Origin of the sequence: Nannocystis bainbridge, assembly GCF_028368995.1 — a bacterium.
Classification (GTDB): Bacteria; Myxococcota_A; Polyangia; order Nannocystales; family Nannocystaceae; genus Nannocystis; species Nannocystis bainbridge.
In genome coordinates, this window is sequence record NZ_JAQNDL010000003.1 from 205,037 (window position 1) to 219,992 (window position 14,956).

Below are 14,956 nucleotides of genomic sequence, written 5' to 3' on the forward strand. Positions count from 1 at the left end.
AGTCGTGGCCATGACGACCACCAAGCTGCTCGCGCCCGCCCTGCTGACCGCCGCCTTCGCCCTCGCCTGCGCCCATGGCTGCGACGGCGACGACACCGAGAACCCCGAGGCCGCCCCCGACATCGCCGGCACGTGGGTCGGCGACTGCCTGCCGAGCCCCCAGGCCGACGGCTCGACCCAGTACCTGCGGCTCGAATTCGCCATCACGGGCGACGCCTGGAAGCTCGACTACGTCACCCACGCCGACGACGCCTGCGCCACCAAGCTGGCGACCGTGCACATCGAGGGCCCCTACGCGCTGCAGCAGCCCTCGAGCGCGGTGGAGGGCGCATGGGAGGCCCGGTTCGGCTTCACCACCAAGACGATCCGCCCCGAGGTCGACGGCCTGCGCGACTACCTCAATTCACTCGAAGGCTGCGGCGCCTCCGAGTTCGCCACCGGCGTCGCCCAGGACGTCCTGACGACCGGCTGCGCGGGCTTCGGCCAGTACCCGGGCGCCGACTGCCCGGCCGACTTCGACCTCGTGAAGCGCGACGGCGACGACCTGTTCTTCGGCGCCCGCCCGGCCGACAACGACATGTGCACCGCCGGCAAGCGCCCGACCGCGCTGAGCCCCGTCGCCAACCACCGCCGCTGAGCGCCGAGCGACCCTCCCATCGGCCGGCGCGCCGGTTCGCGGGTCACCCCACGCGGCGCGCGTCCTCGACCTGCGAGTTCACCTCGCGCAGCGTCGGGGAGACGAATGGCGGCTCGCCCGAGGTTAGAATGAGTCGTGCGCCACGAGATACTCGCGGGCTGCTTCACCTCGGCCGTCACACTCGGGCGATGAAGCCCGCGCTGCGCTCGATCGACCGTCCCGCCTGAATCTCGGCGCGGCCCGATCAGGGCTCGAGGCAGACGGTGGTGTAGCCGGAGCCGCCGAGGTAACCCCAGCCGGACGGGCAGATCAGGGCCTCGTCGGCGACGGACTCGGGCCAGGTCTGGCTGTTGGTGTTGCGGGTGAGGTTGATGATCGCGCCAGGGTTGGCCTCCGCGCAGGCGGTGGCCCAGCCGGAGCCGCCGAGGTAATCCCAGCCGGCGGCGCACATCTCGGCCTCGTCGTCGACGGTCTCGGGCCATGTCTGGCCGTCTTCGCTGCGGGTGAGGTAGGCGAGGGCGAGGCCATCGCTGCCGGCGCACACCGTGCTGTCGCCGGAGCCGCCGAGGTATTCCCAGCCGGGCGGGCACATGTCGGCCTCGTCGGTGACGGTCGCGGGCCAGCTCTGGCCGTCGACGTTGCGGGTGAGGCTGACGATCGAGCGCGCCTCGGCGGTGCTGCAGGCGGTGGCCCAGCCGGAGCCGCCGAGGTAATCCCAGCCGGGCGGGCACATGTCGGCCTCGTCGGCGACGGTCTCGGGCCAGGTCTGGCCGTCGACGTTGCGGGTGATATAGATGGTCGTGAGCCGCTGGTCGCTCATGCACATGGTGGCGAAGCTGTTCCCGCCGAGGTAGGTCCAGCCGGCCTCGCACATGTCGGCCTCGTCGGTGAGGATCTCGGGCCAGGTCTGGCCGTCGACGTTGCGGGTGAGGTTGATGATCGTGCCGGGGGCGTCGAGCAGGCACACAGTGGCGAAGCTCGAGCCGCCGAGGTAGGTCCAGCCGGCCTCGCACATGTCGGCCTCGTCGGTGAGGACTTCGGGCCAGGTCTTGCCGTCGACGTTGCGGGTGAGATAGGCGACCAGCGACGCGGCCGCGGGCGGCTCGCCGGTCTCGCCGGTCGGATCACCGGTGCCGGGCTCGGTCGCGGTGCCGGGCTCGGTCGCGGTGCCGGGCTCGGTCGCGGTGCCGGGCTCGGTCGCGGCGCTGGTCGTCGGTCCACCGTCGCTGTCCGTACCCGTCGAACCTTGCGTGGGGTCGTCGTCGGTGGTGCCGCCGGGCGTGGTCGAGGGGCCGGGCGTGCCGGTGGCGGTGGGGTTGGTGGTGGTGGCCCCAGTGAGGTCGGGGCCGTCGTCGCCGCAGGCGGAGCCGAAGATGAGCACGAGGGCGAAGGTGTGTCGGGGGGCCATGGGCCCGTCTACAGCGATCGGTCGGGCCGCGCAAGCCGAGTCACCCGCGGTCGCAGCGGGCGAGCGCGGTCGGGTCCCACACGAGACGAGCCCCGGCTTACCCGATATGTCAGGGTCACCCCCTGCGATCTGCAATGGCGCGCCCGCGCGATCCTCAGGCTCGTGGCATTGGCAGCGCGCCTGCCCGGGCCCGCGCCGCCAGGCCTGCGACTCGATCGTGCAACCACGTCACCCAGGTCTCGCTCTCGGGCTTCATGAGCGCGCTGCGGAGGATCCGTGCGCCCGCCGCGTCGTCGATCACCGCCGGGTGCCTCTGTCGCATCGCCTCGTTCGTGATCCTCAACGTCGAGAGGAACACCGGATCGGCCTCGCGCATCCCGGCGTGCAACACGGCCGCGCTGGCCGCGTCGATCGCCGTCATCGCCGGCCGCTCCAGCGTCGGAAAGCAATTGACGATGTCCAGCGCCGGCGGCTGGTAAAGGGTCAGCGCCTCGCTGGCCTCGATGCGGCGCGCCCACGCGCGGGCGGCCCGGAGGTTGGCGGCCAGCACGGCGCCGAGGCCCTCCGCGGACAATGGCAGCAGCCGCTGCGTCAACCACAGCGCAGCCGCGGCGGCCCCGGCCCGCGAGCACTCGAGGCTGATCTCGCCGAGGTGGAGGTCGCCGGACGTGAAGTAGGTGTACGGGGAGTCGTGGCGGTAGAAGCGGCCGACCGCGGGATCGCGGAACAACACCGCCCCGCAGCCGTAGGGCTGCAGACCGTGCTTGTGCGGATCGATCGCCACCGAGTCGCACTCGGCGATCGCGCGCCACGGCGCCGGGTCGAGGCCGTCGGGATCGACGCCGGCGAGCAAGGCATAGAACCCGCCGTAGGCGGCGTCGACGTGGACCCTGACCCCGTGCGCGCGCGCCAGCGGGACGATCGCGTCGAGCGGATCGATCGCGCCGAGCGAGGTCGTGCCGAGCGTCGCTACCACCGTGCCGATCTCGCCGCCGGCGAGCAGCTCGGCGAGCGCATCGAGATCCATCCGGCCGCGCGCGTCGGCCGGCACGGAGCGCGTGGTCACGCCCAGCAGATGCCCCATGCGAGCGTGCGTGTAGTGACTCTCCGCGCCGACGGCGATCGCCCGGCCCGGCTGGCTCTCGCGCGCGACGAACAGCGCCTCGAGGTTGGCGATCGTCCCGCTCGACGTCAAATGACCCAGGTGCTCCGCGAACCCGAACATCCGCGCCAGCGCGTCGACGGCCTCTCGCTCCATCGCCGCGGTCGGCGGCCCGCCGTCGAGGGCGTGGTTGTTGGGGTTGATCAGCATGGTCGCGAGGTACCCGACCACCGCGACCGGGTGCGGCGGTTTGATCATCTGCCCCGCGTAGCGCGGATGGAAGAACGGGTAGTTGCCGGTGAGCCGCTCGCTCAGCTCGGCCAGGCCACGCGCGAGCGCGTTTGGATCGACCGCGAGCGACGGGTGAGCCGCATAGGCGCCCCAATTCGCCTGCCACTCGGCGACTGCATCGACGGCGCGCACCGCCCATTCGCGGATCTTCATGATGGTCGTTCCTCTCGGCTGCCGCGCGTGACGGCGGCGGACGATACCGCCGGCGAGGACACCCGGTCGAGGCCGGCGCGCGTCGTCCTGGCCGCAGCGCTCGTCGGCGCCGCGGACGCCGGACGCGCCCGCACGACGGCCAGCCACCGCTTCGATCTCGGCCCCGGGGAACCACGTCGAGCAGCGCAAGGCGCGGCGGCATCGACGCCCCCGCGACGCACGAGCACGGGCCCCTCGGCCCATCTGTCCCGAAGGACAGCCGTCACCCACCGTCGCGCGGTCCTCCGGCGCGCTCGCGGCGAGCCCAGTCACGCCGGCGCCGAGACCCGGCGCGATGAAGATCGCAAGTGCGCGCGCGAACGTCTGCGCCCCGGCAGGCGGGCGCTCCGCGAGCCGTGCGAGCACGGGTCGGCGTCGAGGCGACACGCCGGCACGTGTCGGCGTGCTGGCGGGGAACACTCACCGGACACCGCGCGCCTCGCCTCTCGGCGGACGCTCCGCGTCGAGCGACGCGATCCCTCCAGGCGCCCCACCGCCTGCGCCTCGCGGACGCCGACCCTCTGGCGGGCGCGACACCTCTGTCTCTCGCATCGACTCGAGCTCCCCTGCGTGCATGCGACGACACCCCATCGCAATCGTGGCAGGTCACCTCGGATGGACTTGCGTCGGCGCCTGCGCCGGCGCACCGTCCGACGCGCCCTCCGACACTTCCACCTACGCCTCGTCCGACACCTCGGCGCACGCTCCCGACGCCTCGGCCCAGTCGTCGTCCGGGGCCGCTCTCGACGCCCCGACGTACTACCGCGACGTAGCGCCGCTGCTCGCGAGTCGATGCACCGAATGTCATCGCTCGGGGGGCATCGCGCCGTTCGCCCTCGGCACCTACGACGAGGCCGCGCCCTTCGCCGCGCTGGTCGCCAGGACCGCCGTCGAGCGGACGATGCCGCCCTTCAACCTCGACAACAGCGGCGCCTGCAACACCTACGTCGGCGCGCCCTGGCTCGCCGAGAGCGACATCGCCACCCTCACCGCCTGGGCGCAGGCCGGCGCTCCCGCGGGCGAGCCCACCGGCGAGACCCTCGAGAGCCCGTCCGTCTGGCGGCTCGATCGCGTCGACCTCACCCTCGAGATGCCGACCCCCTACGCCCCGACCGAGCCGATCGTCGACGACTACCGCTGCTTCATCCTCGAGCCCGGCCTCGCCGAGGACGCGTTCGTCACCGCCTTCGAGGTGCGCCTCGGCCGGCCCGACGTGGTCCATCACCTGACCCTCTACGCCCTCGACACGGCGAAGGACGAGCAGGAGGCCGCGGCCCTCGACGCCGCCCAGGACGGCCCGGGCTACACCTGCTTCGGCGACACTCTGGTGCCGTCGCGCTGGCTGGTCGGCAGCGGCCCGAGCGACAAGGGCGGCGATCTTCCGGCAGGCACGGGGCTGCGCATCGGCGCCGGGCGCAAGGCCGTGCTGCAGATGCACTACAACTGGCAGAACGGCGCCGCGCCCGATCGCACCGCCGTCGACCTCAAGCTCGAGCCGATGGTCGAGCGCGAGGCCTTCATCGGCCAGATCGCCGACAAGGAGCTCGAGCTCCCGCCCGGCCTGCCCGCGGTGAGCGAGTCCGAAGCGCTGCTCATGGACGGCGACTACACGCTGTGGGGCGTATGGCCGCACATGCACAACCTCGGCGAGGCGCTGCGCGTGACCGCGAGCCGCCCGGGCAGCGAATCGTGCCTGGCCCAGGTGAATCGCTATCAGTTCCACTGGCAGCGGTTCGCCTTCTACGACCGACCGGTGCGCGTCTTCGGCGGTGACACCCTGCGGATCACCTGCACCTACGACACCACGAGCCGCGACACCACGACGCAGTGGGGCTTCGGGACGGACGACGAGATGTGCATCGGCTTCTTCTACATCACGCCGGGCGGCGAGACGGACCGCGCGGATGGACCCCTCGCGGCCGGCGTCAGCCGCTCGCCAGGAGCCCCTGGATCTGCTCCTTCAAGCCAGCGTCCGCGGTTCGAGCGATGAGCGACTCGAGCGCCTCCCTCCGGGCCGCGGCGACGAGGTGCCGATCGACGAACAACGCGAGCTGCATCTCGTTGGGTCGCCCATGTCTGCGGTCGGTTGCCGCGCGCTAGCGCCTCGATCGGGCTCGCCTTTTCGGCCGGGTCGCGCGACGCCTTCGAGACATGTCATGAGGGTCAGGCCCGCGCTCGGCCACCAGCGCGGCAGCGCCCCGGTCGAGAGGTCGACCTCGAAGCTCGCCGTCGGCAAGCCGAGCACCGCCCGACCCGGGGCCCGCGAACGCCAGGCCCGCAGGCTCCACCAGCGCGTCCCACGTCTGCGGCACCGGCCACACCGGGACCTCGGTCGGCCCGCGGCCCGCCTGCGGCAGCTCGCGCGCCAGCGTCGGCGCCGGCGGCTCGCTCGCCCCCCACGCGGCCAGCACCGCCTGCAGCGCCTGCTGGACCACCGACCGGTGGTACGCGCCGACGATCGGCGGCGCCCCCAGCTCGAGCAGCCGCCGCAAGCGGACCGTCGCGTCGATCAGCGCCACCAGGCTGCCGCCGCCCGGCCCGACCACCCGCGCCCGCGCGGGCTCGTCGGCGGCCGTCAGGCGATCCTGCGCGCGCAAGATCGCCGCGGCATCGGCGGTGAAGAAGCCCGCGAGCGGATCGTCGCGCACGGCTTTTTCTATCTCGAGCGCGCCGCCTTTCGTCCCCTGCGCTGCGAGCCCCGATCTTCGCGGCACGGGGTCGCGCAGACGAGCGGGCCGGGGGCCCCGGGCGAACGTCGCCGCGGCGTCGCGGGCCGACGGCTCGCCGGGCTCAGTGACGCGCGGCGATCGCCACGCGGTTGAGCGCGTTCATCAGCGCGATCGCCATGGTCAATTCGGAGATCTCCCGCTCGCTGAAGTGCTCCGCGAGCGCGGCGTAACTCGCGTCGGGCGCGTGGGTGCGAGCGATGTCCGTCACCGCCTCGACCCACTCGAGGGCGGCGCGCTCGCGCGGCGTATAAGCGGTACTCACCCGCCAGCCGGCCAGGGCGTCGATGCGCCGGGTCGTCTCGCCGCCGTCGCGCAGCGACTTCGCGTGCATCTCGAGGCAATACGCGCAGCCGTGGATCTGCGACACGCGCAGGTACACGAGGTCGATGAGCGGCCGGCCGAGTGGACCGCGGAGCAGCGCGGCGTGGGACGCGTAGAAGCCCTGGATCACCTCGGGCGAGAGGGCGGCGTAATCGTAGCGGGGCATCGTCATTCCTCCGGTAGTTGCAGATCCAGCCAGGCGCGCGCGCGTCGTTCCGCGGCCTGCACCGCCTCCGGACCGCGCACGAGGCTCTCGAGGATGTGAAAACGGACGTCGCAGATCCCCACCACCGACAGCACGTGTTGCAGGTAGGGCGTGACGAAGTCGGGCTGGCGGGGCCCATCGCCGGACACGGCGCCGCCGGCACTCACGACCACGTAGGTCGGTCGGTCCGCCAGCAGACCCTCCTTGCCGCGGGGCGTCAGCGCGAAGCTGCGTCGCGCCCGCACGACATGGTCGATCCACGCCTTCAGCGTCGACGGCACCGTGAAGTTGTGCATCGGCGTGGCGATCACCAGGCGGTCGGTGGCCTCGAGCTCGGCGATCATCGCCTCCGAGCGCGTCAGCGCCTGGCGGTCCGCGGCGGTGTGGTGCGCCTCCGGCGTCGCCATCGCCGCGGCGTAGGCGGCGTCGATGTGTGGCGGCGGCTCGACGCCGACGCGCCGCACGATCAGGTCCGCGTCGAGCGAGCGCCGCAGCAGGCGCTCGACCACCATGCGGCCCACCTGCTCGCTGTGAGACGCCGCGCCGCGCGGGCTGGCGTAGATGGCGAGGATCGAGGGCATGTCAGTCCAGGCTCCGGCCGAAATGCATACCGACCGCCAGCAGGCCCTGGCGGAAGTAGAAGCGCTGCGCCAGCGCATTGGCCATCCCGGTGTCGAGCACCAGGCGGGCGCAGCCGAGCCGGCGCGCCTCCGCGGCGACCGCGGTGAGCAGCCGCTCGCCGAGCTGCTCGCGGCGGGCATCCTCTCGCACCACCAGGTCGTCGACGTACACGAAGCGGCCGTAGATCAGGTTCTCCTGCTCGCGGTAGCCGGCGAGCCCGAGCGGCTCCCCGCCGCGCCAGGCGGCCAGGAGGCGGTAGCCCTGCGCATGCTGGCGACGGACCCGCGTCCGCAGCTCCTCGGCGTCCCGGAGGTCCGGCCGCAGGCTCGCCATCGTCGCATAGCAGGCGCGGAGCTCGTCGTCGTGCTCCGCGTGGCGCAGCAAAATCTCGTCGGTTGCGATCGTCACCCCGCGAGTATGTGAGGACCATGTCCTGGCCAGAAGGTCCAAGATCTGCAAAAATCACTGGGACATGTCCGCCACGGCGTTTCCGCTGACGCTCGACCCCTCGGAGGACACCCCCTATTACCGACAGATCTACGCGCGCGTCCGCGACGCGGTCGCCGCCGGCCGGCTGCGACCCGGCGATCGGGTGCCCTCGATCCGCGGCCTCGCGAGCGACCTGGGGCTCGCGCGGGGCACCGTCGAGGCCGCCTATGACCTGCTGATCGGCGAGGGCTATCTGCTGCCGCAGGGCCAGGCGGGCACCCGGGTGGCCGCGATCGGCCCGCACGCGGCCCGGCTCGGCCGCCCCCGCCCGGCCGGTCCGGCCGCCGCGCTGCCGGACCGGCGATCGGTGCGTCCCTTCCAGCTCGGCCTGCCGGCGCTCGACGCCTTCCCGCACGCGCTGTGGTCGCGCCTGACGGGCAGGCGGCTGCGCGACGCGACCCGGCTCGACGACGGCTACCCCGCGCCCGCCGGAGACCCGCGGCTCCGCGAGGCCATCGCGGCCCACCTGGCGCTCTCCCGCGGCCTCCGCTGCGCCCCGGCGCAGGTGTTCGTCACGGCGGGCTACCGCCACACCCTCGATCTGGTGGCGCGCACCCTGCTGCGCCTGGACGACGCCGTGTGGGTCGAAGATCCCGGGTACCCGCCGACGCGCCTGCTCGTCGAGGCTCACGGCGCGCGCGCGGTGCCGGTGCCGGTCGACGCAGAGGGCCTGCGCGTCGCGGAGGGCCGCCGCTGCGCCGCGCGGGCCAGGCTCGCGGTCGTCACCCCGTCGCATCAAGCCCCGCTGGGGGTCGCCCTCGCCTTGCCGCGCCGCCTGGAGCTGCTCGCCTGGGCCGCCGGGGCCGGGGCCCGGGTGCTCGAGGATGACTACGACGGCGAATACCGCTACGAGGGCCGGCCGCTGCCGGCCCTCGCCAGCCTCGACCGCGAGGGCGTGGTCTACTACGCCGGCACTTTCAGCAAGGTGCTGCTGCCCGCGCTGCGCCTCGCCTACGTCGTCGTCCCCGAGCGGGACGTGCCCCGCTTCGAGGCGACCTGCGCCGCCTTCCACGGCGGGTGCCCGCAGTTGGTCCAGGCGGTCGTCGCGGACTTCATGCGCGAGGGTCACTTCGCCCGCCACGTGAAGAAGATGCGCGGCCTCTACGCGCGGCGCCGGGCGGCGGTGGTCGATGCCCTGCGCGCGGTGTTCGGCGCGCGCCTCCGCGTCGAGCTGCAAGCGGGCGGCATGCACCTGCTCGTGCGCCTGCCGGGCCGCGCCGACGACCGCGAGCTCGCCCGCGCCGCCGACCGAGCAGGCCTGGCGCTGCAAGCCATGAGCGACTGGCAGCACGAACAGCCAGTCGAGCCGGGGCTGCTGCTCGGCTTCACCAACGTCGCCAGCCCAGCCGCGGCGCGCACCCTCGCTGAGGAGCTGCGGGCAGCCTGGCGCCCGGCGCCGCCGCGCCGTCGCGCGGGATGAGCGGCGCTGGAGCGTCTCCACCACCGGGCAAGCCTGCTCGACAGGCGCGGGTCGGAGCGCGAACCAGACCGGGAACGCGAGCAAGCGAGGGCGACCGCCAGGGACTGGCCGCGGGCGCCGAGCGCGAGGGCGGTCGCCGGGGCGTCGGCGTCCCGGCGGTGCCGGTTTGTACCCCCGTGGACGAACGCAGTAGAGTCCCGCACGTGACCAGGCTCCTGAGCGCGCTCATCCTCGTCGTGGCTTGCAGCGGCGGTCCATCGCGGCCGCTCGCCGAGGAGATCCTCGGCGAGTGGGAGGTGCTGTGCCGCACTGACAAGGAGTCGACGGCGACCTGCCTCGGCAAGGAGAACCGCGGCATGTACAAGACCTTTCTCCCGGCCGGCAAACTGGTGAGCGGCGCGCGCACGGGGATCTCGATGGACGGCACGTGGACGCTGACCGGCGACGAGCTCGTGCTGGCCTTCGAGGGCGGCGGGATGCGCATCCAGGAGAGCTACCGGGCGCGGATCGAGGACGGCAGGCTGGTGCTGTGGTTCCCGACGCGGGAGTTCGGGTCCGTGCTCGGTCGAGTCGGGGCGGCGTTCGAGCCCGGCGCGAGCAAACAATCCGCCGGCGGGCCGACGTCGCACGCGATCGGCGGGGTGGCCTACACGCTCGCCCTCCCCCCCGACTACCGGCTCGCGCGTGACGACAACAACCGCCAGGAGTGGTCGCCGTCGGCGAACACCGGGTTCATCGTCAAGCTCTCGATCTCGGCGCGCTCGCAGACGCAGGTCGACGGCAAGTGGGTGACGCCACCCTGCAATGATTACGATGATGGGGGAGTCTCGGGGTCGGGCAACGTGATCGACGGGGTCGAGCGCGACACCTCGATCGGCACCACGGTGTGCCTCGACGGCCGTGACCAGGCGCTCATGTGCTCGGCCGAGCACACGCGCGGGTACCTCGAGAAGGCCGAGCTGGACGCCGCGCTCGCGCTCTGCAGATCGCTCGTGGTCGAGGGCGGACTCGACGCCCGTCGCGCGCCCAGGTGAGCGGACAGCTGCACGCGGGAGTCCGGTCGATGCGCTCCGCGCGGGCGCGCTCGCGGGCCCGGCCGTCGGGGAGCGCCTGGACGGCGTCATGGGCGAAGGGCGGCCGCAACAAGCTGCTCCTCGCCCTGCACGACCAGAGCGAACACGGGCTCGTCGTTGCTCCGAGATTGGTCGGATCGTGCAATCCGTCGGAACGATTCGTTCCGCGGCTGGCGACCACGAGCTGCATCGAGCGACTCTGTCGCGTCGGCGGCGATCCGATCGGTGATCTCGGGTCGAATTGTGCTGTTTGGGCCGCGTGCTCAGTCGTCGCCCCATACGATTTTCATGCGCTCGAGGTCCAGGTGGGCGTCGTCGCCGGCGAAGTTTCCGCCGACGTCTCGCTCGTCGATGTGCAGGTAGCGCGGGCGCACGCGTGTCTCGTATGAATTCGTCGTGCCGCCGAAGTGGTTGCGAGCCAAGGCCGCGAGCTGCTCTCGGGCCAGCTCTTTGTAGCCGCGGCTGTTGGTCGGTTTGCCGACGTTGGGGTCCTCGAAGCGTGCGCGCAGCTCGATGAATCGGTGGTCCTTGCCCGCGGGTCCGCGCGCCCCGGGTACGGGCAGAGTTCGACCGGAATCGTATTTTCGACGCACTTCCAGAGGCCGTCGACACAGCCCGGATTCAGGACACCGTTGGCGCAGAAACCCGGCTCGTCGTCGACCTCGATGCACGCAGCACATCGAAGCGGCACCTCGGGGCCGGGGTGCGCATCGGCCTCGCAGTGGAGGGGTGACGTGGTCTCGCTGGGGCTGCCGCTGCCGGTCGGACTCTCAGTGGTCGTTCCGTTCCCGGTCGTGCTCGTTCCGGCGCCCGACGAGTCGGTCTCGGTCGTGCTCGGCCTGGCGCCCGACGAGTCGGTCTCGGTCGTGCTCGTGCCGCCGGACGGGCCCGCGCAGGCGACGAGAAGGATCAGAATGAGCGGTCGCAGATTCCCCACGGCTCAATCTACGCCTTGCGGCGTCCCGCGACAGCTCGATGCAGCCCACTGGCCGCGCGCGGAGACTCCGCTCGCGTCAGGACTCTGCCCGGGTGAAATCCATGATCCAGTTGGTCTCCCAGGTCATGCCGCCGTCGTAGGAGAAGGCCTGGGTCCAGCGTGCGCTGTGCGGCGTGATGTCGGACCAGATGAAGCGGGCGAGGATCGGCTGGTCGCCATCCATGTCGGGGCCCACGAACACGCCGACGCCCCCGTCGAAGCCGCCGCGCACGGGCGGCTGGAGCTGGCCGTCGAGGCTGTTGAGCCACCAGATCGACCACTGGCCCGTCTGCAGATCCAGCGCCCGCAGGGCCATGCCGGTCCAGCCGCGCGCGGGACAAACGACTTCCTCGACGTTGGCGGCGCCGCCCAGACGCGGTTCGCAGGTCGAGGCGGAGGGGAAGGCGTCCCAGTCCGCGGCGCCGGCGTTGCGGGTCTTCAGCCGCCGGTTGGCGATGGTCCAGCGACCGTGGATGAAGTGGAAGGCGTGGGCGGCCGGCGAGGCAGAGGGAGCGAGGGCGGCGGTGGTCATGACAGGTTCCTCCATGGGCTTGGTGCCCGTTCAGGAGGCATAAGCCCCATAACCTGTCATCCCGTGTCAGGATTTATCGGCTAGCCTCGAACAATGCGCGCCAGCCGGCTGCTTTCCATCCTGCTCCTGCTCCAGACCCGGGGGCGGATGACGGCCGAGGCGCTGGCCGCCGAGTTCGAGGTGTCGGTGCGCACGATCTATCGCGACATCGACCAACTCAGCGCCGCCGGGGTGCCGGTCCATGCGGATCGCGGGCGGGCTGGGGGGTTCCAGCTGCTGGACGGCTATCGCACGCGGCTGACCGGCCTGACGGACGGCGAGGCCGAGACGCTGTTTCTGGGCGGGCTGGCCGGGCCGGCGGCGCAGATGGGCTTCGCCGAATCGCTGACGACCATGCAGCTGAAGCTGCTGGCCGCCTTGCCGCCCGAGCGCCAGGCGGCGGCGGAGCGGCTGGCAGGACGGTTCCACCTCGATCCCGTCGGCTGGTATCAGCATACCGATGGCGCCGAACGCCTGCCCGCCATCGCCCAGGCCATCTGGAACGAGCGCCGGATCGCCGTCGCTTATGAGAGCTGGAAGGGGCCGGTCGAGCGCGAGCTCGAGCCGCTGGGCCTGATCCTGAAGGGCGGCGCGTGGTATCTGGCGGCCCGGCCGCGCGCGGCCAATGGCGTACGCACCTATCGAGTGGCGAACATCCGCGAACTGGCGGTCCATGACGAGCGGTTCGAGCGGCCGGCCGATTTCGATCTGGCCGCCTGGTGGGCCGAGACGTCGCAGCGGTTCGAGCGCGACCTGTTCACCGGGGAAGCGCGGCTGCGCCTGACCCACGAGGGGTTGAAGCGGCTGTCCAGCCTCGGCGCGGAGCAGGCTCGTATCGCCTCCGGCGTGGCCTGCGTCGCCGACGGCCATGCCGAGGTCACCGTGCCGATCGAGTCGATCGCTCACGCAGCCCGCGACCTGCTGCGCCTCGGCGCCGAGGCCGAGGTCCTGGACCCGCCGGAACTCCGTCGCGCCCTGGCCGACACTGCCGCACGCATGGCGACGCTGTATCGCGCCTGACGATCGGGCGGGTCTGAGCAACTCCATGACCCGAGCGAGTGCGACGCCGCGTCGGCCGATCGCCCGGGAAAAACAGGAGCGCGGCGGGCGCGAGGGCGAGCGGCACGAGGCCGAAAAATTCTTCGACGGGAATCGGCGCTGCTGGAGATGCGACCGTCATGCACACGCGCCCTCCATCACGTCTTTCGTCCTCGCCCCCGAAATTGCGGCGTGGGACGACGTGGACGACGACGACACCGCCTCCGGCACCACGGCCGCGGCCTCGCCAGTGACGACGAGCCCGACCGGTCCGAACGGCGACACCGACGACCCGCCCGTCGCTGGCAAGCAGCGACGACGGCGATCTCCACGAATCCCGCGACGAGCGATAGCCCCTCCTATCGACGACGGCGACACGACCCACCTGGCAACCGGCGACGACGACGCTGACGGTGATACGACCGGCAGCGACGGGTCGCCCTGATTCGGAGTTCATTCCAATGCGATCCCTTCGCGCCCTCTATTGCTTCGCCATCCTTTTACCCGCGTGCCCTGGTCCGACCTCGGCCACCTCGGCCAGCGCTTCCGGCGACGGCTCGACCACCGATGCGACCGGCGATCCGACCGCCGGTTCGACCAGCGATGACCCCACCGGCGGGGATACCGAGCAGTCCGTCGATCCGGTCGACCTCGCCTGCGACCTCATGCGCGAGGCGTGCGAGCGGCAGGTCGCGTGCGGACACGCGATCGTCAACAACAACCCCGGCAGCGTCGATGACTGCCTCGCGGAGCAGCGGTGCGAGACTGTCGGCGAGCTGCTCGACTTGCCGAACATCGAGCTCGACCCCGACGCCGTGGAGGCGTGCATCGCGGCGCTCGCGGCCGCGAGCTGCGGCGAACTCGTCACGCACGGGCTGGGGAGCGATCCGAGCTGCTCGCGGTACCTCGCCGGCACGCTCGGCGAGGGCGAGGCCTGCCACGGCGGTACCGTCTCCGACTGCGCGCCGGGCCTGTCCTGCGTGTTCGAGGGCGACGCTTGCCCGGGCACCTGCGTGGCCCCGCCCGCGCCTTGCAGCGAGGGATCGTGCGGCGCCGACGCGTTCTGCGCCGTGGACGGCACGTGCCAGCCTCGGGCCGCGCTCGGCGAGGCGTGCGACGAGACGAAGATCGACTTCGACAACCTGAGCGAACGGGCTTGCGCGGCCGGGAGTCATTGCGAGGAGTCCGTCTGCGTTGCCGACCTCGGCGCCGGCGCGCAGTGCGGCGGACTGGACGTGCACGCTTGCGGCGACGGGGCGTGCGTGTGCGCCGATCTCGCGAATTGCGACGAGCCGGCCGATTTCACCTGCAGGCCCGCGCTCGGGGCGACGGGCGAGCCGTGCTCGACCGCCTTCGATTGCGTCGAGGGCCTCTATTGCGACTTCTACGGCGGGAACCGCTGCGCCCCGCGCGGGGAGCGAGGCGAGGCGTGCAACGAATCGTTCGGCGCCTGCCTCCATTCGCTCGTGTGCGTCGACGGGACATGCGCCGACGAACAGGCGAGCGTCACCGAGGTGCCCTTGCTCGCGGAGCACGAGAGCTGCATCGGCGGCGGCTCCTGCCCACTCGGCACGGCGTGCACTTGCGACGACGCGGACTGCGTCGACAAGCACTGCCTGCCGGCGCCCGGCCTCGGGGAGAGCTGCGCTGCGCAGGACCTCGACGGTTTCGCCTGCTCCGAGGGCCTGTGCGACATCCTCGCTAGCCACACCTGCGTGCGCCCGGGCGCCGCGGGGGAGGCCTGCCCCGTGGACGGCTTGACCTTCGCCTGCGCCTCGCTCGTCTGCGTCGAGGGCCATTGCGCATCCATGGCGCAGACGCTCTGCCAGGAGTGACGATCGTTCGGGCTCGCCAAGTCGAGGAGCAGTCGTCGGCGTCCGAGA

The 14,956-nt window shown here is 72.2% G+C and carries 15 protein-coding genes; 7 read left to right on the plus strand and 8 right to left on the minus strand.

Translation table 11 applies throughout. The annotated features are described in order from the left end of the window. Window positions 1-10: 10 nt before the first annotated feature. A complete protein-coding gene (locus POL25_RS26265; protein ID WP_272088940.1) occupies window positions 11-637 on the plus strand; it encodes a hypothetical protein in 627 nt (208 codons plus the stop codon). Between the two features lie 244 nt (window positions 638-881). On the opposite strand, the gene POL25_RS26270 is transcribed toward POL25_RS26265, so the two are convergent. Together POL25_RS26270 and POL25_RS26275 are read right to left on the minus strand one after the other, a co-directional pair. Then, window positions 882-2,045, minus strand: a complete 1,164-nt coding sequence (locus POL25_RS26270; RefSeq protein ID WP_272088941.1) for an RAD23 family protein — start codon at window positions 2,043-2,045, stop codon at window positions 882-884. 154 nt (window positions 2,046-2,199) lie between these two features. Beyond that, complete coding sequence (locus tag POL25_RS26275) at window positions 2,200-3,591, minus strand: pyridoxal phosphate-dependent decarboxylase family protein (protein ID WP_272088942.1); 1,392 nt, start codon at window positions 3,589-3,591, stop codon at window positions 2,200-2,202. A gap of 637 nt (window positions 3,592-4,228) precedes the next feature. Here POL25_RS26275 and POL25_RS44530 point away from each other — a divergent pair. Continuing rightward, entirely contained in the window at window positions 4,229-5,620 is a 1,392-nt protein-coding gene (locus POL25_RS44530; protein ID WP_272088943.1) for a monooxygenase, read from the plus strand. Between the two features lie 106 nt (window positions 5,621-5,726). Here POL25_RS44530 and POL25_RS26285 read toward each other — a convergent pair whose 3' ends face one another. From POL25_RS26285 to POL25_RS26300, 4 genes are all read right to left on the minus strand, one after another. Then, window positions 5,727-6,278: a hypothetical protein gene (locus tag POL25_RS26285; RefSeq protein WP_272088944.1), complete on the minus strand. Its 552-nt coding sequence runs from the start codon at window positions 6,276-6,278 to the stop codon at window positions 5,727-5,729. Between the two features lie 142 nt (window positions 6,279-6,420). Next, complete coding sequence (locus tag POL25_RS26290; protein ID WP_373372112.1) at window positions 6,421-6,852, minus strand: carboxymuconolactone decarboxylase family protein; 432 nt, start codon at window positions 6,850-6,852, stop codon at window positions 6,421-6,423. Further along, on the minus strand, window positions 6,849-7,466 hold the full coding sequence (locus POL25_RS26295; protein WP_272088946.1) for an FMN-dependent NADH-azoreductase: 618 nt from the start codon (window positions 7,464-7,466) through the stop codon (window positions 6,849-6,851). The genes POL25_RS26290 and POL25_RS26295 overlap by 4 nt, the downstream gene beginning before the upstream one ends. A gap of 1 nt (window position 7,467) precedes the next feature. After that, a complete protein-coding gene (locus tag POL25_RS26300) occupies window positions 7,468-7,839 on the minus strand; it encodes a GNAT family N-acetyltransferase (protein WP_276594513.1) in 372 nt (123 codons plus the stop codon). A gap of 139 nt (window positions 7,840-7,978) precedes the next feature. Here POL25_RS26300 and pdxR point away from each other — a divergent pair, with 139 nt between their 5' ends. Further along, window positions 7,979-9,415, plus strand: coding sequence for a MocR-like pyridoxine biosynthesis transcription factor PdxR (gene pdxR, locus POL25_RS26305; RefSeq protein WP_272088948.1), 1,437 nt, complete (start codon window positions 7,979-7,981; stop codon window positions 9,413-9,415). Window positions 9,416-9,618: 203 nt separating this feature from the next. Beyond that, complete coding sequence (locus tag POL25_RS26310) at window positions 9,619-10,449, plus strand: hypothetical protein (RefSeq protein WP_272088949.1); 831 nt, start codon at window positions 9,619-9,621, stop codon at window positions 10,447-10,449. A 302-nt stretch (window positions 10,450-10,751) separates the two neighbouring features. Here the strand turns inward: POL25_RS26310 and POL25_RS26315 are convergent, their stop codons facing one another. Next, the gene (locus POL25_RS26315) at window positions 10,752-11,081 is read right to left on the minus strand and encodes a hypothetical protein (protein ID WP_272088950.1); all 330 of its coding nucleotides are present in this window, start codon (window positions 11,079-11,081) and stop codon (window positions 10,752-10,754) included. Window positions 11,082-11,501: 420 nt separating this feature from the next. Beyond that, the gene (locus tag POL25_RS26320; RefSeq protein ID WP_272088951.1) at window positions 11,502-11,996 is read right to left on the minus strand and encodes a hypothetical protein; all 495 of its coding nucleotides are present in this window, start codon (window positions 11,994-11,996) and stop codon (window positions 11,502-11,504) included. 93 nt (window positions 11,997-12,089) lie between these two features. Here POL25_RS26320 and POL25_RS26325 point away from each other — a divergent pair, with 93 nt between their 5' ends. From POL25_RS26325 to POL25_RS26335, 3 genes are all read left to right on the plus strand, one after another. Beyond that, on the plus strand, window positions 12,090-13,055 hold the full coding sequence (locus POL25_RS26325; RefSeq protein ID WP_272088952.1) for a helix-turn-helix transcriptional regulator: 966 nt from the start codon (window positions 12,090-12,092) through the stop codon (window positions 13,053-13,055). Between the two features lie 220 nt (window positions 13,056-13,275). Next, a complete protein-coding gene (locus POL25_RS26330) occupies window positions 13,276-13,518 on the plus strand; it encodes a hypothetical protein (protein WP_272088953.1) in 243 nt (80 codons plus the stop codon). A gap of 16 nt (window positions 13,519-13,534) precedes the next feature. Further along, window positions 13,535-14,908 carry a hypothetical protein gene (locus tag POL25_RS26335; RefSeq protein WP_272088954.1) on the plus strand — a complete coding sequence of 458 codons (1,374 nt, stop codon included), beginning with the start codon at window positions 13,535-13,537 and terminating at the stop codon, window positions 14,906-14,908. Window positions 14,909-14,956 lie beyond the last annotated feature (48 nt).

What these genes read in the sequence shown, in the direction of transcription:
- POL25_RS26265 (WP_272088940.1), top strand. Translation starts at nt 11, where the DNA reads ATGACGACCACCAAGCTGCTCGCGCCCGCCCTGCTGACCGCCGCCTTC.
- POL25_RS26270 (WP_272088941.1), bottom strand. Translation starts at nt 2,045, where the DNA reads ATGGCCCCCCGACACACCTTCGCCCTCGTGCTCATCTTCGGCTCCGCC.
- POL25_RS26275 (WP_272088942.1), bottom strand. Translation starts at nt 3,591, where the DNA reads ATGAAGATCCGCGAATGGGCGGTGCGCGCCGTCGATGCAGTCGCCGAG.
- POL25_RS26290 (WP_373372112.1), bottom strand. Translation starts at nt 6,852, where the DNA reads ATGACGATGCCCCGCTACGATTACGCCGCCCTCTCGCCCGAGGTGATC.
- POL25_RS26295 (WP_272088946.1), bottom strand. Translation starts at nt 7,466, where the DNA reads ATGCCCTCGATCCTCGCCATCTACGCCAGCCCGCGCGGCGCGGCGTCT.
- POL25_RS26300 (WP_276594513.1), bottom strand. Translation starts at nt 7,839, where the DNA reads ATGGCGAGCCTGCGGCCGGACCTCCGGGACGCCGAGGAGCTGCGGACG.
- pdxR (WP_272088948.1), top strand. Translation starts at nt 7,979, where the DNA reads ATGTCCGCCACGGCGTTTCCGCTGACGCTCGACCCCTCGGAGGACACC.
- POL25_RS26320 (WP_272088951.1), bottom strand. Translation starts at nt 11,996, where the DNA reads ATGACCACCGCCGCCCTCGCTCCCTCTGCCTCGCCGGCCGCCCACGCC.
- POL25_RS26325 (WP_272088952.1), top strand. Translation starts at nt 12,090, where the DNA reads ATGCGCGCCAGCCGGCTGCTTTCCATCCTGCTCCTGCTCCAGACCCGG.
- POL25_RS26335 (WP_272088954.1), top strand. Translation starts at nt 13,535, where the DNA reads ATGCGATCCCTTCGCGCCCTCTATTGCTTCGCCATCCTTTTACCCGCG.